Source organism: Klebsiella grimontii (assembly GCF_900200035.1).
Taxonomy (GTDB): Bacteria; Pseudomonadota; Gammaproteobacteria; order Enterobacterales; family Enterobacteriaceae; genus Klebsiella; species Klebsiella grimontii.
On the sequence record NZ_FZTC01000012.1, the window covers coordinates 202,825 to 225,008 of the forward strand.

Genomic DNA, 22,184 nt, shown 5'->3' on the forward strand with positions numbered 1-22,184 from the left:
CTGGGCCTGTTTATCGATTATTCTGCTGTTGCCCCGCGGCCTGGTTGCGTTTTGACGCATCCGGCACCAGACGATAAAACGTTTCGCCCGGGCGGGTCATACTGAGTTCATTGCGTGCGCGCTCTTCGATAGCTTCCTGACCGCCGTTGAGGTCGTCAATTTCGGCGAACAGCTGATCGTTGCGTGCTTTTAATTTAGCGTTAGTTGCCTGCTGCGCGGAGACATCGTCATCAACCCGGCTATAGTCGTGCAGGCCATTTTTGCCGAACCACAGCGAATACTGTAGCCAGACCAGCAAAGCCAATAACAGCAGCGTTAGTTTACCCATCCTGCCCCCTGAAAAACGGCATCATCATCCCATAACTCGCCCGAGTTCTCTACTCTGGCGCGCGGACGACGCCGCGTAACGCGGGGACTGTACCACATTTTTACCGTTGATACCCAGGCTAGATTCATTCGTAAAAAGACTACCCCAGTAGCCAGAGGAACAGCAGACCGAACATCAGTCCGACGGTCAAAATCGTCGCGCAGACGCTGTATTGAAGTTTTCCGTCCATCAGCGAATGCAGCGCGATGCCAACCACGACGGCAACCGGCATTAATGCCAGAAAGAACGGCCAGGTATAGAGGAGGACAAATAGCGTATTACTGCCATAGATCAGGAAGGGAATACCCAGCGCCAGCAGCCATGAAATAAAGCCAACGGCAGCGCCCGACAGAGACCAGGTGGTCTCGTCGCTGACTGTCGGCGGCGGTTCTGAACGAATAATACTGATGTTCTGGGTATTGCGCATATCGAATCCTGTTGACCTGGCGATCGGCATCCTGTGATGATGCCGCTGCCGTTTCAGGATCTGATAATATCGCTCTGTCGTAGCAGGTCTAATAATTGGTGCACCAAATTTGTTACCAATTGTTCACCGTCGAGGTGAATTTCAGCGCGCTCCGGGGATTCATACACTGAATCTATTCCGGTAAAGTTGCGCAGCTCTCCGGCCCGCGCTTTCTTATACAGGCCTTTCGGATCCCGCGCTTCGCAGATCGCCAGCGGCGTATCGACAAAGACTTCGATAAAACGTCCTTCGCCTAAACGCTCGCGTACCATCTGCCGTTCTGCGCGATGCGGAGAGATAAACGCGGTCAATACCACCAGTCCGGCATCCACCATCAGTTTCGCCACTTCACCCACCCGGCGAATGTTTTCTTTGCGGTCGTCGTCGCTGAAGCCAAGATCGCTGCACAGGCCGTGACGCACGTTATCGCCATCCAGCAAATAGGTGCTCACGCCGAGCCGATGCAGCGCCTCTTCCAGCGCGCCGGCAACGGTGGATTTCCCCGAGCCCGAAAGCCCGGTGAACCACAGCACCACGCCGCGATGGCCGTGATGCTGTTCGCGCTGCTCCTGAGTGACAGGATGCGCATGCCAGACAACGTTTTCGTCATGCCGGGCCATTACTTGCCTCCCAGCAGGTCGCGAGCGTCCCAGTGCGGGAAGTGCTTACGAATAAGCTGATTCAGCTCAAGCTCAAACGCGCTGTACTGGGAAGCGCCCGCCTGCGCCTGTTCGTTCGGCTCGCGTACCATGCCCGCGCCAACGGTAACGTTGGTTAAACGGTCAATAAAGATAAGCCCCCCGGTGACCGGGTTATCCTGGTATTTATCCAGCACCAGCGGCTCGTCGAAAGTCAGATCTACCAGTCCGATGCCGTTGAGCGGCAGCGATTCTACTTCGCGCTGGGTCAGATTGTTGATATCAACCTGGTAGCGTACGCCATCCACGCGGGCGCGGGTTTTCTTACCAGCGATTTTAATGTCGTAGCTCTGGCCGGGCGCCAGCGCCTGCTCCGCCATCCATACCACATCAACGCTGGCGCTTTGTACCGCAGGCAGAGAGACCGCCGCGTCCACCAGCAGGTCGCCGCGGCTGATATCAATTTCATCCTTCAGCACGAGCGTGATCGCCTCCCCGGCCGCCGCTTCCGGCAGGTCGCCGTCAAAGGTGACGATGCGCGCCACGGTGGATTCCACCCCCGACGGCAGCACTTTCAGACGCTGTCCTACGCTCACGCGGCCGGCGGCAACCGTCCCGGAAAACCCGCGGAAGTCGAGATTAGGGCGGTTAACGTACTGCACCGGAAAGCGCAGCGGCTGGCTTTCCACCACGCGCTGAATCTCAACGGTTTCCAGCACTTCCAGCAGCGTCGGGCCGCTGTACCACGGCATTTTCTCGCTCTGGCTGGCGACGTTGTCCCCTTCCAGCGCGGAGAGCGGGACAAAGCGAATGTCGAGATCGCCTGGCAGCTGTTCAGCAAAGGTCAGATACGCTTCACGAATAGTGTTAAAAGTCTCTTCGCTAAAATCGACGAGGTCCATTTTGTTCACCGCCACCACCAGGTGTTTGATCCCCAGCAGCGTCGAGATAAAGCTGTGGCGGCGAGTCTGATCGAGCACGCCTTTGCGGGCGTCGATCAGCAGGATCGCCAGGTCGCAGGTGGACGCGCCGGTCGCCATATTACGGGTGTACTGCTCGTGTCCCGGGGTGTCGGCGATAATAAATTTGCGCTTCTCAGTAGAGAAGTAACGGTAGGCGACGTCGATGGTAATCCCCTGCTCGCGCTCAGCCTGCAGACCGTCCACCAGCAGCGCCAGATCGAGTTTTTCGCCCTGCGTGCCGTGACGTTTGCTGTCATTATGCAGCGAGGAGAGCTGATCTTCATAAATCTGGCGGGTATCGTGCAGCAGCCGGCCAATCAGCGTACTTTTACCGTCATCGACGCTGCCGCAGGTCAGAAAGCGCAGCAAGCTTTTGTGCTGCTGGGCGTGCAGGTAGGCTTCTACGCCGCCTTCATTGGCAATTTGTTGTGCAATTGTGGTGTTCATGGCGGCTCCTTAGAAATAACCCTGACGTTTCTTCAGCTCCATGGAGCCTGCCTGGTCGCGGTCAATCACGCGCCCCTGTCGTTCGCTGGTGGTCGACACCAGCATCTCTTCGATAATCTCCGGCAGCGTTTGCGCGTTGGACTCCACCGCGCCGGTCAGCGGCCAGCAGCCGAGGGTGCGAAAGCGTACCATTTGTTTTTTGATCATCTCGCCGGGCTGTAAATTGATGCGATCGTCATCGATCATCATCAGCATCCCGTCGCGCTCCAGCACCGGACGTTCTGCCGCCAGGTACAGCGGAACAATTTCAATATTTTCCAGATAGATGTACTGCCAGATATCCAGCTCGGTCCAGTTGGAGAGCGGGAAGACGCGGATGCTTTCGCCCTTGTTAATCTGGCCGTTATAGTTGTGCCATAGCTCCGGGCGCTGGTTTTTCGGGTCCCAGCGGTGGAAGCGGTCGCGGAAGGAGTAAATACGCTCTTTGGCGCGGGATTTCTCTTCATCGCGACGCGCGCCGCCAAACGCGGCATCGAAGCCGTATTTGTTCAGCGCCTGCTTGAGACCTTCGGTTTTCATGATATCGGTATGCTTGGCGCTGCCGTGAACGAACGGGTTAATCCCCATCGCCACCCCTTCCGGGTTTTTATGCACCAGCAGCTCGCAGCCGTAGGCTTTAGCGGTACGGTCACGGAACTCATACATTTCGCGGAATTTCCAGCCGGTATCGACGTGCAGCAACGGGAACGGCAGGGTGCCCGGATAAAACGCTTTACGCGCCAGATGCAGCATCACGCTGGAGTCTTTACCGATGGAGTACATCATCACCGGGTTAGAGAATTCGGCGGCCACCTCACGAATGATATGGATGCTTTCAGCCTCCAGTTGCCGCAGGTGAGTGAGTCGTTTTTGGTCCATAACCGTTCCTTAAGCCAGATTTACTACAGAAGCCTTAAAGGCCTCTGAGGATGAGGTGTGTTGATACCAGGCGAGCTGTTGATGTAATTGCACCACGTCTCCTACCACGATCAGGGCGGGCATCGGGGCGTCTTTCGCCAGGCTTTCAAGCTGTTGTAATGTGCCGGTCTTCGTTTGCTGATCGGCGCGGGTGCCGCGCGAGATCACCGCTACCGGGGTATCGCCCTCGCGGCCGTTGGCAATCAGCTGCGCGCTGATTTCCGCCGCTTTCAGGCTGCCCATATAAATCGCCAGGGTCTGGCCGCTTTGCGCCAGCCGCGCCCAGTCGAGCGGCGAGTTTTCCGCGCCGAAGTGGCCAGTAATAAAGGTTGCGCTCTGGGCATAATCACGATGCGTCAACGGAATTCCGGCATAGGCCGTTGCGCCCGCCGCCGCCGTCACGCCCGGGACGACCTGAAACGGAATGCCCGCTTCGGCCGCGGCCTGCAGCTCTTCGCCGCCGCGGCCAAAAATAAACGGGTCACCGCCCTTCAGGCGAATCACCGTTTTGCCCTCTTTCGCTGCGTCCACCAGCAGACGGTTGATCTCCTGCTGCGGTACGGATATGCCGGAGGCGCTTTTACCGACGCAGATTGTCTCCGCGTCCCGGCGCACCAGTTCGCGCACCTCCGGGGTGACCAGGTTGTCGTAAAACACCACGTCCGCCTGCTGAAGGGCCTGCAGGCCGCGCAGAGTCAGCAATCCGGCATCGCCCGGCCCTGCTCCGACAAGAATAATTTCACCGGGGCGCTTTTCCGGCTGCCGAAGTTCATCTTCCAGCGCTTTTTCCGCTTCGGCTTTGTTGCCCGCCAGCATCAGGCTGGCAAAACGACCGGTAAACACGCGCTCCCAAAAGCGGCGGCGTTCGGCGGTGGTTTTCAGATGGGTTTTAATATGGTGACGCCAGTAGCTCGCCGTTTCAGCCAGCCGCCCCAGGTTGGTGGGCAGCAGGGCTTCGATTTTTTCGCGCAAAATCCGCGACAGCACCGGCGCTTTGCCGCTGGAAGAGATGGCCACCAGCAGCGGAGAGCGATCGACAATTGATGGAAAGACAAACGAGCACAGCGCTTGATTATCCACGACGTTGACCAGCCGATAACGCGCGTTCGCCGCGACGTAAACGCGTTGGTTCAGCTCGTCATCTTCGGTGGCGGCAATCACCAGAAATACGTCATCAAGCTGCTGCTCTTCAAAAACGGTTGCCCGCCACTGAATTTCCTCGCGCTCGACCTTTTCGGCAAGTTCCGGCATCAACGTTTCGGCGACAATGTGCACCTTCGCTTCAGCGCGCAGCAAAAACGTAATCTTACGCGCGGCTATCTCGCCGCCGCCGATCACCAGCACAGGTCTGTCTTTCACTTCGGCAAATATCGGCAAGTATTCCACTGCGCAACAACTCTCTTACAATCAGCAATAGAGCGACTATAGGGTGCGGTTTAGAGCAAATGAAATTACGAAATGGAATGAGTTGTTACTCAAAAGAATAACGACCTGGGAAAGCAAATATCAAAAAGTGCTTAACACGCGGTTTTTCCACCATTTAAGAGCGATTGAAATTGTTTAACCCCGGTCACAGTTTCATACTACGCGGGTGAAATTGTTTTAAGTGCTAAAGGACCCCCTATGTTTTCCGCATTGTGCCGTCGCCTGCTCCCCCTGGCGTTGGGCGCAGGATTTGTCTTCTCCGCCGCCCCGGCATTCAGCGCCCCGGGCGAAACCGCCAATGCCCAGGCTCGTCATATCGCCACCTTTTTTCCCGGAAGAATGACCGGTACGCCGGCCGAGATGCTATCAGCCGATTACCTCCGCCAGCAGTTCGCCCAGATGGGTTATCAGAGCGATGTGCGCAGCTTCAATACCCGCTACGTCTATACCGATAGCAGTCAGCGTAAAAACTGGCATAACGTCACCGGCAGTACGGTGATCGCCGCTCATGAAGGCCAATCTCGCCAGCAGATCATTATCATGGCGCACCTGGATACCTACGCGCCGCAGAGCGATAAAGATGTTGAAAATAACCTCGGCGGCCTGACCCTACAGGGGATCGACGATAACGCGATGGGGCTGGGCGTCATGCTGGAACTTGCTGAACAGTTAAAGAACGTTCCCACCCGTTACGGTATTCGCTTCGTTGCCACCAGCGGCGAAGAAGAAGGCCGGCTGGGGGCACAGAATCTGCTTAAGCGCATGAGCGATGCGGAAAAGAAAAACACCCTGCTGGTGATTAATCTCGATAATCTGGTCGTGGGCGATAAGCTGTACTTTAATAGCGGCCGCAGCACGCCAGCGTCGGTGCGCAAGCTCACCCGCGACCGGGCGCTGTTTATCGCCCGCAGCCACGGCATCGCGGCCTTCATCAATCCAGGGCTGAACCGGGACTTCCCGAAAGGCACCGGCTGCTGTAACGATGCCAGCGTTTTCGATAACGCCGGGATCCCGGTACTGTCGGTGGAAGCGACCAACTGGTCATTGGGCAAGAAAGACGGTTATCAGCAGCGGGGCAAATCACGCAGCTTTCCGGACGGCACCAGTTGGCACAACCTTCAGTTGGATAACCTGCAGTATATTGATAAAGCGCTGCCGGGGCGGATTGAGCATCGCGGACGCGATGTGATGAAAGTGATGCTGCCGCTGGTGAAAGAGCTGGCGAAGGCGGAGAAGAAGCCCACCTCAAAATAGACTAACGATAAAATCTGGCAACAAGGACTGTCGCCATGATGCGTTTTCGCTTTTTAATACCGTTGTTTCTACTACTGGCTGCCAGCGCGCGGTCCATCGCCGACAACCAGGTTTATATCTGGCAGCGCGTCTGGCACGACGGGTTGGATTTGGGCTCAGAACCCAGCATCGGTAAAACGTCTGTATAAGCGCTATGTTAAAAACGGCGCACTGTTCCCATGAGCCAAAAATTTTGGCAAGTATTGACTGGAACTGGACTTTGCCACACTAAATAATGACGTAAAAAAATAAAGTACAGGATAATAAGAATGGCGGCGCGGGGAACATTCCCTGAATGCGGAGCGCGTATGGGAAAAAACCGGTTAACCCCCGCTGACGCGGGCAACACATTCGCAGACATGTCGAAGCGTCCAGCGGGAGCTGGTTTATCCCCGCTAGCGCGGGGAACACGCTAGTGTCTGATGTCTGACGTCAACGGCAGGCGGTTTATCCCCGCTAGCGCGGGGAACACTTCTTTTTGCTCTGCGGTGAGAAAGTGGATCGCGGTTTATCCCCGCTAGCGCGGGGAACACGCTGCCTTCTGAATCTCAGTTGGCTGCGTTGTCGGTTTATCCCCGCTAGCGCGGGGAACACTGCCGTCATTTCTCCCGGCGTTAATTCTTTCACGGTTTATCCCCGCTAGCGCGGGGAACACCCAGGCGTGTTTAACAACGCCGCTGGCGGTCGCGGTTTATCCCCGCTAGCGCGGGGAACACATGGCGACCTATATGCTCAGGAAACGGAAGCGCGGTTTATCCCCGCTAGCGCGGGGAACACGAGACTGAGCCAGCGTCGGAAAAAATCAACGGCGGTTTATCCCCGCTAGCGCGGGGAACACACTAACTGCGTGCCGTGAATGATGAGAATGGTCGGTTTATCCCCGCTAGCGCGGGGAACACTAAGCCTGTTCAGTTTTACCCAGGCAAGCACCCGGTTTATCCCCGCTAGCGCGGGGAACACTAACCTCCTAATGGGGTTTTTTCTGAACAAGTCGGTTTATCCCCGCTAGCGCGGGGAACACCGCAATGGCATTTGCTGCGTATGCCTGGCCAACCGGTTTATCCCCGCTAGCGCGGGGAACACTCGGCTTTCCTGGCCACATTTTCATTCGTGGTCGGTTTATCCCCGCTAGCGCGGGGAACACGCTGACCCTGAGGTTGATTTTGGTTCTATGGTCGGTTTATCCCCGCTAGCGCGGGGAACACATTCTGACACTACACGCCTCTGTCCTCAGTGCCGGTTTATCCCCGCTAGCGCGGGGAACACACGACCAGCGCGTCGGCAATCTCGAGCAGTCGCGGTTTATCCCCGCTAGCGCGGGGAACACTCACGATATGCCGGGATAAGCTCGGGGCGATGCGGTTTATCCCCGCTAGCGCGGGGAACACGGCATCACGATCCCGGTTTTGACTTTGATCGGCGGTTTATCCCCGCTAGCGCGGGGAACACCGTGATCAAGCTATGCGCCGCGTTTGCGGTAACGGTTTATCCCCGCTAGCGCGGGGAACACACGGCAGCGCCCCGACCTGGCGCAGGAGTCAACGGTTTATCCCCGCTAGCGCGGGGAACACGGGCTGAATGCCGACCCGAAAAACGCCAGCCACGGTTTATCCCCGCTAGCGCGGGGAACACGGGGCTTCACTGGTGGCCTCCGTGCTGGCGAACGGTTTATCCCCGCTAGCGCGGGGAACACTCTAAATATATATATTTGTTTTCTATTACAATTTTCAGAGAGCAACAATTTACCAACTTATGTTCTACAATTCCTTTTTATTAAAGAACTTATAACTTACTGATTTTCAATGGGAAGGAAAGAAACCAATCTCAGGCCGTCCAAATCTACCGGACTACGTCGATTTTCTCCCCAAGTTTGAAACTCAAAACCGGACTCTGTATTCGTCGCCCAGGCCATAACAACATTTCCAGCGCCGCCTAATTGCGTAATCTGTTGCCAAATCATCTCCCGCACACGTTTTGAAACATCGCCGACGTAGACGCCAGCCCTAATCTCTAACAACCATATGGCAAGCCGTCCTCGCAGGCGCGGCGGCACGTTTTCCGTAACAACAACTACCATACTCATCAGCCATGCCCCCGATGCCCGCCGTCGCCGAGTCGCTGTGGCTCTGGTATCGCCGGCGGCAACATATCTGGCGCTGGCTTAGGCGGCTCAATCTCACCAGCAGCTAGCACGTCCTCAATCAAAGGAATGAGTTTTCCAGTCAGCTTAGTACTACGGAAAATATCACGGCAGGCCAGTCTAACTTCTCGATCGGGTTCAGCCGGTGCGCGAGCGGCAATTTCAAATGCCTTAGGAACGACGGCTTCAAATTTGATGATGTCCGCGATGTCATAAACAAATGAAAGAGGTTTGCCGCTATGTATAAAACCAATCGCAGGCGCGTAGCCAGCCGCCAGCACCGCTGCTTCTGATATTCCGTAAAGACAAGAAGTCGCCGCGCTGATGCACCGGTTAACTACATCACCCTTTTCCCAGTCTTTAGGATCATAATTACGCCCATGCCACTTCACGCCGTACTGTTTAGCCAATAACAAGTAAGTCTGACGGACGCGGGCCCCTTCAATACCGCGCAGTTGCTCAACAGAACGTCGCGCTGGAGGGGGTTCCCGAAACCGCAGCTCATACATTTTTCTCACTACTTTCAGACGTAAATCATCATCCAACGCTAGCTTCGCCTGATAAAGAAGTTTATCAGCACGCGCCCCGCCGGGCTGGCCGGAAGAGTAAACGCGTACTCCCGCTTCCCCCACCCATACCAGTAACGTACCAACCGTCGATGCCAGGCGTACCGCCGCATGAGAAACCCGCGTTCCCGGTTCCAGCATTATGCAAGCTACAGACCCAACCGGAATATGAGTACGTATCCCCGTCTTATCGATCAACACAAACGCGCCATCGAGTACGTCTACCTGGCCATACTGGAGAAAAATCATCGACGTACGGTCTTTCAATGGGATTGGGCTTAGCGGAACAAATGTCACTCGTCATCTCCGGGTTTAATCAACATTAACCCACAGCCAAACGCCCGGCTTTTCCCGTATCCCTGAATCAAACGTTGCAGGAATAACGTGGGTTCGTTAACCACCAGCACGCCGGAGTAATCCACGCTACTGAACTGGATCATCTGGCGCGATTTCACCCGCACAACCTGCTGTTGCCGATAGGCATCAACATTCACTTCACGCAGTGAAAACCCATTTTGCTCCCCCTGACGCGCCAGCCAGCCCTGCGCCGCCTGCTGCTGATGCAGCCACATATCCGGGCCATTAACCTGCCCCCTTACCTGGCGCTTCGCCTCCATCAATAGATCGTGACGTTTACCGCCTTTACAAATCGTTGGGTTAGCACGCAGGCTAAAACACAGGGTCTGTCCTGCGATCAACGTTGGTGCAAATGGTCGATACTGAATATCAAAAATCTCACTTTCAGCGGGAGGCTCAAGGGAAAGAACAAAGAAACGAAACGCCCCCTGAAGCTCCTCCCGGCGATAAAGAAACTGCCGCTCCGGCCCTTCTGGAAATAACTCCCAGAGCCACTGGTGCATCGCATATTCACCGCGATCCACCAGTTGTAATAGCTGTGATGGTAATAGCTGGCTGGTATGCAGCGTTATTTTTGCAAGGTACACGGTTCCTCCTTGATGAGCAGCGGCCCTTGATTAACGGTACGCTCGCCAAACGTCCAGTGCTTGCGGCTCATCGGGCTGTCACGACGACGTAAGACTTTATTAGCATTCAGACCGACATGCTCGCCTTCCCACCAGCACTCAGGTTGCAGTTCTGCTAGTCGGATATTTATCTTGTTGAACTTCTCCCGATACTGTCGATACGCCTCGTTCAACACATCCGGTGCGGCACCCTCCAGCAACAACGGCGCAAGTGGCAAAGCCAGCGGGTGACTTTTTCGCCCCAGATACAGAGGAAAAACAGGGTGCTGTAATGCATCCCGCAGTTGTTCCAGCGAATAAGGCGCATCCGTCGTTTGCGTAAGCGCCACCATCCACCAGGCATCAGTGTAATAGTCCCGCCGCGAGATCAGCGCGCTGAGCAGTTCTGGATCGCTCAACTCTTCACGACGACAGAAATAACGGGCTTTACGCACTTCTTTCGGCATCTGGACCGTGTGATAGTCTCGCGCCCAGCGCGGTTCCTGACTGGCGCACAGCAGAAAAGAGTAATGCTGATTGAACGCGTTCAAGCGAGCTTCTTCATCGCGCCGGATACCCAGTGCTGCTGCCAGGAAACCTAGCAGTGCCGAACGCGAGGGTAGCTCGTGGCTATGGCGCACTTCGCCGGGCGCATCAACGCCCCAGGAGGCCATCGGCCCATGTAGCTGAAAAACCAAATATTGGCTCATAGCCGCCCCTTACGCGCAGATAAAGTCCAGTACGTCTTTGATACTTCCCTTCTTTTTCATAACGTCAAAATCGACACATGATGTCTGCTGTTCGTAAACGGTATTCATATTTTCACGCAGTTCAGTAATGCGTTTTACCGCAGCATCCAGCTGATTGGTGCCGTTGATCGGATTGTAAAATGCCGCGGCCAGCGAACGCGGTTGATCGGTGCCTTTTTCCGCCAGCGCCCAGGACGCATAGGCGCGGCTGGCGAAGCTGTTTTGCTTACCGGTTGGCGAGACTTTCAGCGCTGCCTCAGTAAAGGCACGTAGCGTTTTGTTCACCAGTTCCTCATTACCGTTCAGATTTTTCACCAGCAGATCTTTGTCGATGCAGATATAGGTATAAAACAGCGCCGAGCCAAATCCGGCTTCACCGAGGTGTCCGGCACCGGCATCCTCTAGCGAAGTCTTCCGGAGATCATCAACAGCGGTAAAGAAGTCATCTTCCACAATCGTTTCACTAACGCCGAAGGCGTGCGCAACCTGGCAGGCAGCTTCAACATTGAATTCCGGTTTATTGGCCAGCATGCGGCCAAACATGGCAATATCGACAGCCATACGATCGTGACGCAATAAATCCAGCTCGTCTTCGTTTGGCGCACGCTTTACTTCCGCCAGACGGTGCGTCAGGGCCATGACCGCATCAAACTCAGCCGGACTGATATGCACCAGTTGTTCGGTCTCGGTGTTGGTCAGCGGATCTTTTGCTTTTTTATCTGCTTTTGCCTTACCTAAGTAATCCGCAATTTTTGCCGCCCACTCGATGGTCTTTTTGTCATCAATACCTTTTTCAATAAGGATCTTCGCCGCTTCACGAGCAATACGTCCGCTACGGATACCGATATTTCCGGACAGCGCCTGTTCAAAAAGTTCGGAGGTCCGCCATGCGCGCTTCAGGCTTTGCGAAGAAACGCGCAGACGCGTCGCACCGCCAAGCACCACAGTTTTCGGTGAACCGGTGTCGTCGCGGTTCAGGTTGGCGGCTGGATAAGCGGTGAGTAAATGCAGCTGAATAAATGTGGTCATCTGATAGTCCCTTACTAATCGTCGTTGTTAGCTTCACCGGCCTGGTAATATTCCAGCGCCCAGCGGATACGGATAAATTCAGTCGGCCGCTGCTGGCGGCGGGTATGATTAAGCAGTTCGTCGTATTCACGACACCAGTGGAAGACATCGTCCGCCAGTGAGGGAAAGTTCACCGCGCCGTTAAGCAGCCGAACGGCACGGAGTAGCTGACGTAGTAGCTCATCAGGCGTTTTTACCGCAGACAGCCGGGAAAAACGCAGTTCGGACATGACCTGGTTATTGCCCGTCGTCTGGCCTAGCTGCGTGGCAAATTTCTGCCGTTCATCGATAGATTTAACGTGTGCGGCCAGCGACGCGGTTATCGCCAGCGCGGTAAAACGCCACTGTTGCCCTTCGACTTTCCATAACGTGTGAGTCTGCATCAGCAATGAACGAAATCCTTCCGACAGGCAGGCTTCATTGACCGTTTTGCTGCGCCGCAGGCTGGCACGCAGGCCGCGTTTTTCCTGTAAATCTTTGTGCCATCTGCGCAGCGTGGCCCTATGGTCGTCCTTCACAATACTCATTCAGCAGCCTCCTGCTTTTTCGCTTTGGCGGCTTTCGCGCTCTGCTTCTCCGCCGATTTGGTGAAATATTTTTTACGCGCCAGCATGATGCGTTTGAGATCGACGCCCTCATAAGGGTTGGTAAAAACATGGTCATCAAAGTAGCTGCGGGTAAACAGCCAGATATTCGTTTGCCACCGGTTCAGCCTTTCGTCTGCGTTCAGGCCGTTTTCAAGATCGCGAATAAGCTCAAGAAAGCGTTCCTGCGACAGATGCCAGAAGTCGATATCAATAAAGCTGAAGTCGCCGCGCGCGCCCTTGGCATCGGAATACCAGGCCTCTTTTAACGCGCTGCGCAGCAGGCTAAGGTTGCGCGATGCCGTTAGTGCCGCCGTGCGTAGTTCGGGGATAATATTTTCGGTTAATAGCAATGGGAAGTGATGTTCATACCAGCAGCGGGCTTTCATCTTTTCGAAATCGTAACCAAAACCCCACAGCCCAATCTTTACATCCTTCAGGCTACGCGCACCGGTTGTTTTGACGATCAGCGCCGGATATTCGGTGTTATTTTCCGAATCCTCTTCTTGATTCAACCCCAGCCAGTCGCGCCAGATAAGCCCGCCGGGCGGCGGTTTGACTGAAATGAAGCCACTACCCTCTTTACGGGGAAGACGGTAGGGTGTTAACGGGTGTCTCCAACCCACATAATTAACACCGTAGTTCTTCATGATCATCCAGCTAAGTAATTCATCGCTTTGCGTTTCACAGAGATCGCAGCGACCTGAATGGGTAGTATTAAAATCGAGGCGAATACGCCGCGGCATTCCCCAATAGGCTTGGAGAACATTCACTTGTTCTGGCGTCGTGTTTACACCTGTTGAAGGTTCACTAGAACGAGTGTTGGTCAGCCAAGGAAAAATAGCACCGTCATAATGGGCGGGCAGATACATCCCAGCAGTATCCTGTGGCATAACGTTCACCCATAATTTCCGCCACAGAGATGTTTGCCGGTTCTCCTGATACTCCAGTAACTCGATCAACGTAGTCATAGGACCACCGTCACGCAATCCAGTGCGATGTCCTTGGCCACCTGATGGAGCATTAAGCTGTAACGAGAATAACGCCAGCGCCGCGCAGTGCGGACAAAATCGCTCCGTGATGCCGCGCTTAACAAAGTGGTCTTTATTAAGTTTAATGGTTTGTGCGCCTGGGGTTTCCGGCAACAATGACGCAATAGAGACTTTTTCTCCGGTTAATGCTTCGAAATCCTGCATAAAAGAGGGCGTATCAGCGCCAAACTGGAACGCAGGCTCCAGCGGTTCCAGCGCTCGCTGAAGCACATCTGCGCTTAGCCCTTCGAACCAGACATCTTCCCAGCGAGAATGATTTTTCGGCGCCATGCTGCACTGCAATAAACCCAGCAGAAATTGCCAGGCCGCGCCCTGTAAATCCGCCCGCGCGGCGGCGATATCCACCACGTTTTCATCCGCCAGATTAACCGGCGCCAGCTTGCCCGTAGAACCGTCTTTTAAACGTACGGGGAGCCAGGGGGTAGTCAAAAGTGAGAAACTATCCATGCGAGTATCTGCTATACCTCCATCTTTCCAATCAACCCTTCATGCGCTGAATAGCCGCACGTTTCCAGATCCGATACTACAATTACTAAGGCAAACTCCTGATTCTGATGCTGCTCCGCGCACCACTGCTGGAGTCGCTTACCGTCAAGCAGAACGAAATCTCCACGGTGCTTATCCCACCAGCCCTGACGTACCCGCAGCGCACTCATTTCCCAGGCGTGCTCTCCTGGGGCATAAGGCATAACTGCTCCATCGACAATTTTCGCCAACCACAATGAAACCGACTCTTCGGCCAGACGCGTCGAAAGTTTCTCTGGCAGATAATCACTGCATTCAGGGCTGTAGCCCGGCGCAAAGTTGATAATGTTTTGCTTAGCAAATGCCCGGTCACAGTAGAATTTCCCCTCCTGCAACTGCTCCGTCTTCACGAACCCCGGTGGCATATCAACTTCTTCGCCATAGACAGACTCAATCAGCAATCGGGCTGACTGCGGCATTCGAATTTCCCCTTGTTCGCGCAGCACACGCTGGGTTAGCCACAGGCGCCCATGATCGGGGTAGACGTAGGCGCTGTTGCGCATAGCGTTTGAGAACCAATCCTCTTGCGGTTCGTCATCCCATTCTGGGGCGAAGATCAGCAGCTCTGGCGGGTTACGTTCGTCTCTTCCAGAAGCTTTCAATAAGCCATTACGATCGCGGATATGGCGCTGTAAACGACCGGCTCGCTGAATCAACAAATCCACTGGCGCTAAATCAGAGATCATTTCATCGACATCGATATCCAGACTTTGCTCAATGACCTGTGTGGCAATCAGAACCTGTCCGCAACGCTTCGCAACACCTTGTTTACCAAACTGCGCCAGCGCCCGGTTTTCAATGCGCTGACGATCGTAAAAGGCGAAACGGCTATGGAATAACAAGAGGCTTTCGGAAGGTACAACGCCTCGGGTTAGAAGCTGGCGATAAATACGAATTGCGTCATCAACGGAGTTGCGTATCCATGCAATACATTTTCCCTGGCCTATCGCTTGCTCAATGCGTTCAAGACACTCCTGTTCGCCGTGCGTCCAGTTAACTTTGACGCTGCGCTCAACTTCTTTACGGGTCTCCACATATTGAGAAACCACCTTCGAACCGGTCACCTGCGTGAGCCAGGGATAATCGTCATGGCCTAATAACGGTGCTTCTACCCGCCCCTGTGCGCCCTTAGCAAAAGCAGCAACCAGCCTGTCCCGTTGCTGCTGTGATAGCGTGGCGGAAAGCAGAATCGTGGTATTGCCATCGCTTGCCTGCTTCTCAACCAGGCACTCAAGGATCCGCGACATGTAGCTGTCATAGGCGTGAATTTCATCCGCCAACAGAATTTTATGGCTCAGCCCCAGCATCCGTAAATTACTGTGTTTAAACGGCATCACCGCCATCATTGCCTGATCAAGCGTACCAACGCCCACTTCAGCTAACAGCGCTTTTTTATTACTGTCGGCAAACCAGGCGGCACCCCCCTGGCTGGAAGGCAGAAGATCGTCAGGCTCTTCTGAACCTGATAAATCTCCCGACCAGAGAGACTGCGTGAAACGATCCATTAATCCACGCGCGCTATGAGCCAGGACAAGACTTGGCCGAGAACCCGGTTGATACAGCGCCAGCCAGCTCTCCAACATACGATCGAACATGGCATTCGCCGTCGCCATCGTCGGCAGACCAAAATAGAGCCCCTGCGCCTTTCCAGTAGCCATCAGACGATGCGTCAAAATCAACGCGGCCTCCGTTTTTCCAGCGCCAGTCACATCTTCAAGAATAAATAATTGTGGACCTTCTTTATCAATATCCAGTTCAAGCGCTTTTTTCTGCAAAGGTGTTGGCTGTTGAATAAAAGGGAATAACGCTTTTATTCCGGAAAAAGGGGCAACGCCAGAGGAAGGAGGGAAAACGGTTATAGCTACTTTCGCTTTAACCAGCGCATGCTGCTGCCAGTATTCCTCGACGCCCATTGGTTTAGCGATTCGAGGGAAATACCGGATTGAAGAACCGACCCAGTCAGCCAGTACTATCGCAGCGGAAATAAACCATGAGAGATGTTTAAAAAGCGCAATACCGTCATCATCATCCCAAAAATCAGGAACCTCAATCAGTGGAAATAATGATTTAACCCTGATAAGAAAATCACGAGCCGCTTCTTTATCCTGCTGACGAAAATTTTTTAGTTCTGTTACTGAAGAAGGCGGTCGACCATGATGGCCTGTCGTAAGGGGCATCCAAAGCGCAATGGCGCGCTTTAACTTACGGGCAGAAAGAGAGGATTCAGGAAAAAGTTCAGAGCACTCGCTTAAAAAAGCATTCCAGAGCCAATATCCCAGAGTCGCATGCGGGATGGCTTCATAATGTTTTATATATTCGTCCTGCGCATTTAACTCTTCATGACGATAAAGCTGCTGAAAAGAGTGGGCAAACTTTCCAATATCATGCCAGCATAATAGCCATGCAAAAAATTGTGCCGCCTGTTCTCTATGATGAAGCCCCAGTTTATTAAGATAATCATTAATACTATGGATATTATCCTGCACCATCCAATAACCTACAGCGGCAACATCCAGAGAATGCCAACATAGCAAGTGATAATCATCACCGCCATCATCATCTCCGCGCAGGGATTTCCCCCAATAATTGAACATTCTCTATATTATTCCATTTAGCAGGCATATTTATTCAAGTATTATCACACTGCCAAATAAGAGATGTGATTTACATCAAAAATATTTTATCTTTGCGATGGAATTGATAATAATATCAATTATTAATAATTATAAAGACATCAATAATTAACAATTCAGGAAAAAATCCCGGCAGCGCCGGGACTCATCTCAACCTTCGTGCAGTCCGCACTCTCTTTTCAGGCCAAAGAAGCGCGTTTCTTCCTCCGCCATCCCCGGCTCCCATTTACGGGTGGTGTGGGTATCCCCTACCGACAAATAGCCCTGATCCCACAGCGGGTGATACTTCAGGCCGTGCTTTTGCAGATACTGATAGACGGTACGATTATCCCAGTCGATGATCGGCAGCACCTTAAACACGCCGCGCTGGATCGCCAGCACCGGTAAGTGGGCGCGGCTGCCGGACTGCTCGCGGCGCAGTCCCGCAAACCAGGTTTGCGCGTTCAGCTCCTGCAGCGCCCGGTTCATCGGCTCGACCTTGTTGATGTCATTATATTTTTCAATGCCCTCAACGCCCTGCTCCCACAGCTTACCGTAGCGCGCCTCCTGCCATGCAGCGCTCTCCTTCGCCCGATAGACCTTCAGGTTCAGATTGAGTTTGTCCGTTAACTCGTCGATAAACTGGTAGGTTTCCGGGAACAGATAGCCGGTATCGGTCAGGATGACCGGAATATCCGGGCGCACCTGATTGACCAGATGCAGGCTCACCGCCGCCTGGATACCAAAGCTCGAAGAGAGCACGTATTCGCCCGGCAGGTTTTCCAGCGCCCACGCGACGCGCGCTTCCGCGCTCAGCTTTTCCAACTGGCTATTGGTTTCCGCCAGCTGCAAAACACGATCGACCTTCGGTAATGCGTTCAGCGCGTTTAGATCGAGTATGGACATAAGGACCTCGTTTGTCTGTTTCGCCGGGCGGTACTGCGTTTGCCCGGCCTACAAAACCCACAGCCCCGGTAAGCGAAACGCCACCGGGCAGCTGGATGTTTATTCCCAGAAATCACGGGCTGGGTCGAGCACCGGGCGAATGATGCCCGCACGCACCGTAAAGTCGCCGAAGCCTTCACCCGCTTCGCGCTCTTTCGCCCAGCGCCCTACCAGTTCGTCGATCGAGTCGAGGATTTCCGACTCGGTAATATTTTCCCGATACATACGCGGAATACGCGTCCCGCTGCGGTTGCCGCCCAGGTGCAGGTTGTAGCGGCCCGGCGCCTTACCGACCAGCCCCACTTCCGCCAACATCGCCCGGCCGCAGCCGTTCGGGCAGCCGGTGACGCGGGTGACGATATGCTCGTCGCCAACGCCATGTTTGCTCATCACCGCCTCGACTTTATCGGTAAACGACGGCAGGAAACGCTCGGCCTCCGCCATCGCCAACGGACAGGTCGGGAACGACACGCAGGCCATCGAGTTTTCGCGCTGCGGCGTAACGGCGTTCATCAGACCATGATCGCGCGCCAGCTTCTCGATCTTCGCCTTCTGATCTTCCGGTACGCTGGCAACGATCAGGTTCTGATTCGCCGTAATGCGGAATTCGCCTTTGTGGATCTTCGCGATCTTCAGCAGGCCGGTTTTCAGCGGACGCCCCGGATAATCAAGAATACGACCATTTTCAATAAACAGCGTCAGGTGCCAGTTATTGTCGATACCCTTCACCCAGCCGATACGATCGCCGCGGCCGGTGAACTCGTACGGACGGATCGGCTCAAACTTGATGCCCGCCCGACGCTCCACTTCCGCCTTAAAGGTCTCAACCCCTACGCGTTCGAGGGTGTATTTGGTTTTCGCGTTTTTACGATCGGTACGGTTACCCCAGTCACGCTGGGTCGTCACCACCGCTTCTGCCACCGCCAGGGTGTGCTCCACCGGCAGATAGCCAAACTCGCTCGCCGTACGGGCGTAGGTTTTCTTATTGCCGTGCTCAATCGATAAACCGCCGCCAACCAGCAGGTTAAAGCCCACCAGCTTGCCGTTTTCAGCGATGGCCACGAAGTTCATATCGTTCGCGTGCAGATCGATATCGTTCTGCGGCGGGATCACCACGGTGGTTTTGAACTTACGCGGCAGGTAGGTCTGGCCGAGGATCGGTTCTTCATCAGTGGTGGCGACTTTCTTCTGATCCAGCCAAATTTCGGCATAAGCGCGCGTGCGCGGCAGCAGGTGCTCGGAGATCTTCTTCGCCCATTCGTAGGCTTCAGCATGCAGCTGAGACTCGTACGGGTTAGAAGTACACAGCACGTTACGGTTCATATCGTTGGCGGTCGCCAGCGCGTCCAGCCCCACCGAATGCAGCATCTGGTGCACCGGCTTGACGTTCTTCTTCAGAATGCCGTGGAACTGGAAGGTCTGACGGTTGGTCAGACGGATGCTGCCGTAAATGGTGTTATCGCCGGCGAATTTATCGATCGCCTGCCACTGTTTAGTGGTGATCACCCCGCCCGGCAGGCGGCAGCGCAGCAGCATCGCGTGACGCGGCTCCAGCTTCTGCGCCGCGCGCTCGGCGCGGATATCGCGGTCATCCTGCTGATACATACCGTGGAAACGGATCAGCAGAAAGTTATCGCCTTTAAAACCGCCGGTCAGGCCGTCGTTCAAATCTTCCGCAATGGTGCCGCGCAGGTAGTTGCTTTCGAGCTTCATGCGCTCGGCGTCAGTCAGTTTACCTTCGACCACCAGCGGGCCTGGATGTTTTTCGCTCATTAGTAGACATCTCGCTGATAACGGCGCTCAACGCGCAGCTCACTTAAAAATTCGTCCGCCGCTTCGGCGTCCATCGCGCCGTATTCGGCAATCACTTCCAGTAGGGTCTGCTCAACGTCTTTTGCCATACGATTGGCATCGCCGCAGACATAAATATGGGCGCCGTCGTTAATCCAGCGCCACAGTTCGGCCCCCTGCTCGCGCAGCTTGTCCTGAACGTAGACTTTTTGTTGTTGATCGCGGGACCAGGCCAGGTCGATGCGGCTCAGCACGCCTTCTTTGACGTAGCTCTGCCACTCCACCTGATAGAGGAAATCTTCGGTAAAGTGCGGGTTGCCGAAGAACAGCCAGTTCTTGCCTTCCGCGCCTTCCGCCGCGCGCTGCTGCATAAAGGCGCGGAACGGCGCGATGCCGGTGCCGGGGCCAATCATGATAACCGGCGTCTGAGGGTTAGCGGGCAGACGGAAGTTATCGTTATGCTCGATAAAGATGCGCACTTCGCCATCTTCTTCGACGCGGTCAGCCAGGAAGCTGGAGGCGCCGCCGGCGCGGGCGCGGCCTTCGATGTCATAACGCACCACGCCAACGGTGACGTGGACTTCGCTTTCCACTTCCGCCTGCGAAGAGGCGATAGAGTACAGGCGCGGCGTCAGCGGACGCAGCAGGTCGACCAGCGCCTGAGCATCCATCTGCGCCGGGGAGAAACGCACCATATCGACAATCGGCGTGGTCGCGGCGTAATGCTGGAGCTGCGCCTTATCGCCCACCAGCGGCAGCAGAGACTCGCTGCGGGTTAAGGTGGCGTAGTTCTCCACGATGTTGCCGGTGTTAACCGTCAGCTCGAAGTGCCACTCCAGCGCTTCGGCGAGCGGCAGCGTTTTGCCGTCAACCGTGACCGGTTCCGCGCCCGTCAGCCACAGCAGCTCCACCAGCTCTTTCACCAGAGCCGGATCGTTCTGGTACCAGACGCCCAGCGCATCGCCCGGCTGATAGCGCAGGCCAGAGTCGCCGAGGTCGATTTCAATATGGCGCACGTCTTTTTCAGAATCGCGGCCAGTGATTTTTTGATTCACCGCCAGCGTCGCGGTCAGCGGCGCTTCTTTGCTATAGGGGCTGGTGTGGATCTCGTTCACCGACCCGCTGGCGAGCAGCTGAGACGGCGCAGCGGCAGGCGCGCGCGCTTTCAGTACCTCAACCACCCGAGCGCGCCATTCGGCGGCGGCGGCCTGATACTCGACATCCGCGTCAACGCGGTCGAGCAGGCGTTCGCCGCCCAGTTCGGCCAGCTTGTTGTCAAAATCTTTGCCGGACTGGCAGAAGAATTCATAGGAGGTATCGCCGAGGCCAAACACGGCAAATGCGGTATCGGTCAGCTTCGGCGCTTTCTTCGAAAACAGGAACTTATGCAGCGCAACGGCTTCTTCCGGCGGCTCACCTTCGCCCTGCGTCGACGTCACCACGACCAGCAGCTTTTCGGAGGCAATTTGTTTGAATTTATAGTCGCCTGCGTTAACCAGCTTCACGTTCAGCTGCGCGGCCTGCAGATCGTCGCGCAGCGCTTCAGCCACGCGGCGGGCGTTGCCGGTTTGCGATGCCGAAATCAGGGTGATGGACGGAACTTCCGCCGCCTGGGCTGGCGCGACAGCCGCCGCGCCGGGCTGCTGATTCAGCGCGCCCCAGAAGTAACCAGAAACCCAGGCCAGCTGGGTGGGCGTGAAGTCGGTCGTGGCCGCCTGAAGGCGCGCCATTTGCTCCGGACTCAGCGGTAGCAAATTGGAAGGTGGGGCCTGTGTCGTCATGCGTCGTTATGTTCCAGTAAGCAAAGCTGTGATTCACGCCCTGTCAGCGCGATAAAACAGAAGAAAATGTATTTACTCTAAATAATTCGAGTTGCAGGCTGGCGGCGACACAGCGCATCCCCGGGAACTTACCGAAGTAAGTGGCCGAGTATTGCCAACGCACATGCGGCTCGAAGTATGACGAGTTGGTAGGTTAACGGTGCAAATAGTAACAACTAAATAAGGGATGGAAATAACAAATAACCAAATGAACTAACCTGTTTTAGTTATAGTTATTAACAACAAAATCGATTAAATAAGCACATGAAATATAAGCACTTAATTTGTATAAGTTGGATCAATACGTCTATTTTGTGTTCAGGGCCGTTTTAGTTAATGCGAAAAAAGGTGCTTTCCGGTACCCTACGGCGGTTTTTTGCCATATTGAGAATAAAAGATGTCCACCACGCTGTTTAAAGATTTCACCTTCGAAGCCGCTCACCACCTGCCGCACGTGCCGGAAGGCCATAAATGCGGTCGTCTGCACGGCCATTCATTTATGGTGCGCCTGGAGATTACCGGTGAAGTCGATCCCCATACCGGGTGGATCATGGATTTTGCCGAGCTGAAGGCCGCGTTTAAACCCACCTACGATCGCCTCGACCATTACTATCTGAACGATATTCCGGGGCTGTCCAATCCGACCAGCGAAGTGCTGGCCAAATGGATCTGGGAGCAGATGAAACCGCGGGTTCCGCTGCTGAGCGCGGTGATGATCAAAGAAACCTGCACCGCGGGCTGCGTCTATCGCGGCGAGTGAGAGCGCCTTTCGCTGAAGAAAACCCTGGTAGCCTTGCGCTATCAGGGTTTTTTAT

19 protein-coding genes and 1 CRISPR repeat array are annotated in these 22,184 nt (G+C 54.8%); of the genes, 2 read left to right on the forward strand and 17 right to left on the reverse strand.

Features of this window, described 5'->3' with window-relative positions:
- Positions 1–10: 10 nt before the first annotated feature.
- From ftsB to cysG, 6 genes are all read right to left on the reverse strand, one after another.
- Positions 11–328 (reverse strand): cell division protein FtsB, encoded by a 318-nt coding sequence (ftsB, locus tag KOSB73_RS05315; protein ID WP_004124270.1) that lies wholly within the window; start codon positions 326–328, stop codon positions 11–13.
- Between the two features lie 139 nt (positions 329–467).
- Complete coding sequence (locus tag KOSB73_RS05320) at positions 468–794, reverse strand: DUF3561 family protein (protein ID WP_004137329.1); 327 nt, start codon at positions 792–794, stop codon at positions 468–470.
- Between the two features lie 53 nt (positions 795–847).
- Positions 848–1,453, reverse strand: coding sequence for an adenylyl-sulfate kinase (gene cysC / locus KOSB73_RS05325; protein ID WP_004124289.1), 606 nt, complete (start codon positions 1,451–1,453; stop codon positions 848–850).
- Complete coding sequence (cysN, locus tag KOSB73_RS05330; RefSeq protein ID WP_004137327.1) at positions 1,453–2,880, reverse strand: sulfate adenylyltransferase subunit CysN; 1,428 nt, start codon at positions 2,878–2,880, stop codon at positions 1,453–1,455. The genes cysC and cysN overlap by 1 nt, the downstream gene beginning before the upstream one ends.
- Positions 2,881–2,889: 9 nt before the next feature.
- A complete protein-coding gene (cysD, locus tag KOSB73_RS05335; RefSeq protein WP_004104981.1) occupies positions 2,890–3,798 on the reverse strand; it encodes a sulfate adenylyltransferase subunit CysD in 909 nt (302 codons plus the stop codon).
- A gap of 9 nt (positions 3,799–3,807) precedes the next feature.
- Entirely contained in the window at positions 3,808–5,214 is a 1,407-nt protein-coding gene (cysG, locus tag KOSB73_RS05340) for a siroheme synthase CysG (RefSeq protein WP_162685338.1), read from the reverse strand.
- Positions 5,215–5,460: 246 nt separating this feature from the next.
- Between cysG and KOSB73_RS05345 the strand changes: the two genes are divergently transcribed.
- Positions 5,461–6,516 carry an aminopeptidase gene (locus tag KOSB73_RS05345; RefSeq protein WP_004137323.1) on the forward strand — a complete coding sequence of 352 codons (1,056 nt, stop codon included), beginning with the start codon at positions 5,461–5,463 and terminating at the stop codon, positions 6,514–6,516.
- A gap of 359 nt (positions 6,517–6,875) precedes the next feature.
- Positions 6,876–8,248: a CRISPR direct-repeat array (repeat unit 29 nt; unit sequence CGGTTTATCCCCGCTAGCGCGGGGAACAC).
- A gap of 96 nt (positions 8,249–8,344) precedes the next feature.
- On the opposite strand, the gene cas2e is transcribed toward KOSB73_RS05345, so the two are convergent.
- From cas2e to cysJ, 11 genes are all read right to left on the reverse strand, one after another.
- A complete protein-coding gene (gene cas2e / locus KOSB73_RS05350) occupies positions 8,345–8,638 on the reverse strand; it encodes a type I-E CRISPR-associated endoribonuclease Cas2e (protein ID WP_004137319.1) in 294 nt (97 codons plus the stop codon).
- Positions 8,638–9,558 carry a type I-E CRISPR-associated endonuclease Cas1e gene (cas1e, locus tag KOSB73_RS05355; RefSeq protein ID WP_004137317.1) on the reverse strand — a complete coding sequence of 307 codons (921 nt, stop codon included), beginning with the start codon at positions 9,556–9,558 and terminating at the stop codon, positions 8,638–8,640. The genes cas2e and cas1e overlap by 1 nt, the downstream gene beginning before the upstream one ends.
- Positions 9,555–10,205 carry a type I-E CRISPR-associated protein Cas6/Cse3/CasE gene (gene cas6e / locus KOSB73_RS05360; protein ID WP_004137315.1) on the reverse strand — a complete coding sequence of 217 codons (651 nt, stop codon included), beginning with the start codon at positions 10,203–10,205 and terminating at the stop codon, positions 9,555–9,557. The genes cas1e and cas6e overlap by 4 nt, the downstream gene beginning before the upstream one ends.
- A complete protein-coding gene (gene cas5e / locus KOSB73_RS05365) occupies positions 10,187–10,933 on the reverse strand; it encodes a type I-E CRISPR-associated protein Cas5/CasD (RefSeq protein WP_004137313.1) in 747 nt (248 codons plus the stop codon). The genes cas6e and cas5e overlap by 19 nt, the downstream gene beginning before the upstream one ends.
- A 9-nt stretch (positions 10,934–10,942) precedes the next feature.
- The gene (gene cas7e, locus KOSB73_RS05370; RefSeq protein WP_004137311.1) at positions 10,943–12,001 is read right to left on the reverse strand and encodes a type I-E CRISPR-associated protein Cas7/Cse4/CasC; all 1,059 of its coding nucleotides are present in this window, start codon (positions 11,999–12,001) and stop codon (positions 10,943–10,945) included.
- A 14-nt stretch (positions 12,002–12,015) separates the two neighbouring features.
- Positions 12,016–12,567 (reverse strand): type I-E CRISPR-associated protein Cse2/CasB, encoded by a 552-nt coding sequence (gene casB, locus KOSB73_RS05375; RefSeq protein WP_004137309.1) that lies wholly within the window; start codon positions 12,565–12,567, stop codon positions 12,016–12,018.
- Positions 12,564–14,123, reverse strand: coding sequence for a type I-E CRISPR-associated protein Cse1/CasA (casA, locus tag KOSB73_RS05380; RefSeq protein ID WP_004137307.1), 1,560 nt, complete (start codon positions 14,121–14,123; stop codon positions 12,564–12,566). Before casA ends, casB begins: the two co-directional genes overlap by 4 nt.
- 11 nt (positions 14,124–14,134) lie before the next feature.
- A complete protein-coding gene (locus KOSB73_RS05385) occupies positions 14,135–16,795 on the reverse strand; it encodes a CRISPR-associated helicase/endonuclease Cas3 (protein ID WP_098140296.1) in 2,661 nt (886 codons plus the stop codon).
- Between the two features lie 189 nt (positions 16,796–16,984).
- Positions 16,985–17,719, reverse strand: a complete 735-nt coding sequence (gene cysH, locus KOSB73_RS05390; RefSeq protein ID WP_024358494.1) for a phosphoadenosine phosphosulfate reductase — start codon at positions 17,717–17,719, stop codon at positions 16,985–16,987.
- 99 nt (positions 17,720–17,818) lie between these two features.
- The gene (gene cysI, locus KOSB73_RS05395; protein ID WP_004137301.1) at positions 17,819–19,531 is read right to left on the reverse strand and encodes an assimilatory sulfite reductase (NADPH) hemoprotein subunit; all 1,713 of its coding nucleotides are present in this window, start codon (positions 19,529–19,531) and stop codon (positions 17,819–17,821) included.
- Positions 19,531–21,330: an NADPH-dependent assimilatory sulfite reductase flavoprotein subunit gene (gene cysJ, locus KOSB73_RS05400; protein WP_004137299.1), complete on the reverse strand. Its 1,800-nt coding sequence runs from the start codon at positions 21,328–21,330 to the stop codon at positions 19,531–19,533. The genes cysI and cysJ overlap by 1 nt, the downstream gene beginning before the upstream one ends.
- A 436-nt stretch (positions 21,331–21,766) precedes the next feature.
- Between cysJ and queD the strand changes: the two genes are divergently transcribed.
- Positions 21,767–22,129: a 6-carboxytetrahydropterin synthase QueD gene (gene queD, locus KOSB73_RS05410; RefSeq protein ID WP_004137297.1), complete on the forward strand. Its 363-nt coding sequence runs from the start codon at positions 21,767–21,769 to the stop codon at positions 22,127–22,129.
- Positions 22,130–22,184 lie beyond the last annotated feature (55 nt).

Coding starts and splice junctions, on each gene's coding strand:
- ftsB (WP_004124270.1), bottom strand. CDS start 328: ATGGGTAAACTAACGCTGCTGTTATTGGCTTTGCTGGTCTGGCTACAG.
- KOSB73_RS05320 (WP_004137329.1), bottom strand. CDS start 794: ATGCGCAATACCCAGAACATCAGTATTATTCGTTCAGAACCGCCGCCG.
- cysC (WP_004124289.1), bottom strand. CDS start 1,453: ATGGCCCGGCATGACGAAAACGTTGTCTGGCATGCGCATCCTGTCACT.
- cysN (WP_004137327.1), bottom strand. CDS start 2,880: ATGAACACCACAATTGCACAACAAATTGCCAATGAAGGCGGCGTAGAA.
- cysD (WP_004104981.1), bottom strand. CDS start 3,798: ATGGACCAAAAACGACTCACTCACCTGCGGCAACTGGAGGCTGAAAGC.
- KOSB73_RS05345 (WP_004137323.1), top strand. CDS start 5,461: ATGTTTTCCGCATTGTGCCGTCGCCTGCTCCCCCTGGCGTTGGGCGCA.
- cas2e (WP_004137319.1), bottom strand. CDS start 8,638: ATGAGTATGGTAGTTGTTGTTACGGAAAACGTGCCGCCGCGCCTGCGA.
- cas5e (WP_004137313.1), bottom strand. CDS start 10,933: ATGAGCCAATATTTGGTTTTTCAGCTACATGGGCCGATGGCCTCCTGG.
- cas7e (WP_004137311.1), bottom strand. CDS start 12,001: ATGACCACATTTATTCAGCTGCATTTACTCACCGCTTATCCAGCCGCC.
- casB (WP_004137309.1), bottom strand. CDS start 12,567: ATGAGTATTGTGAAGGACGACCATAGGGCCACGCTGCGCAGATGGCAC.
- casA (WP_004137307.1), bottom strand. CDS start 14,123: ATGGATAGTTTCTCACTTTTGACTACCCCCTGGCTCCCCGTACGTTTA.
- KOSB73_RS05385 (WP_098140296.1), bottom strand. CDS start 16,795: ATGTTCAATTATTGGGGGAAATCCCTGCGCGGAGATGATGATGGCGGT.
- cysH (WP_024358494.1), bottom strand. CDS start 17,719: ATGTCCATACTCGATCTAAACGCGCTGAACGCATTACCGAAGGTCGAT.
- cysI (WP_004137301.1), bottom strand. CDS start 19,531: ATGAGCGAAAAACATCCAGGCCCGCTGGTGGTCGAAGGTAAACTGACT.
- cysJ (WP_004137299.1), bottom strand. CDS start 21,330: ATGACGACACAGGCCCCACCTTCCAATTTGCTACCGCTGAGTCCGGAG.
- queD (WP_004137297.1), top strand. CDS start 21,767: ATGTCCACCACGCTGTTTAAAGATTTCACCTTCGAAGCCGCTCACCAC.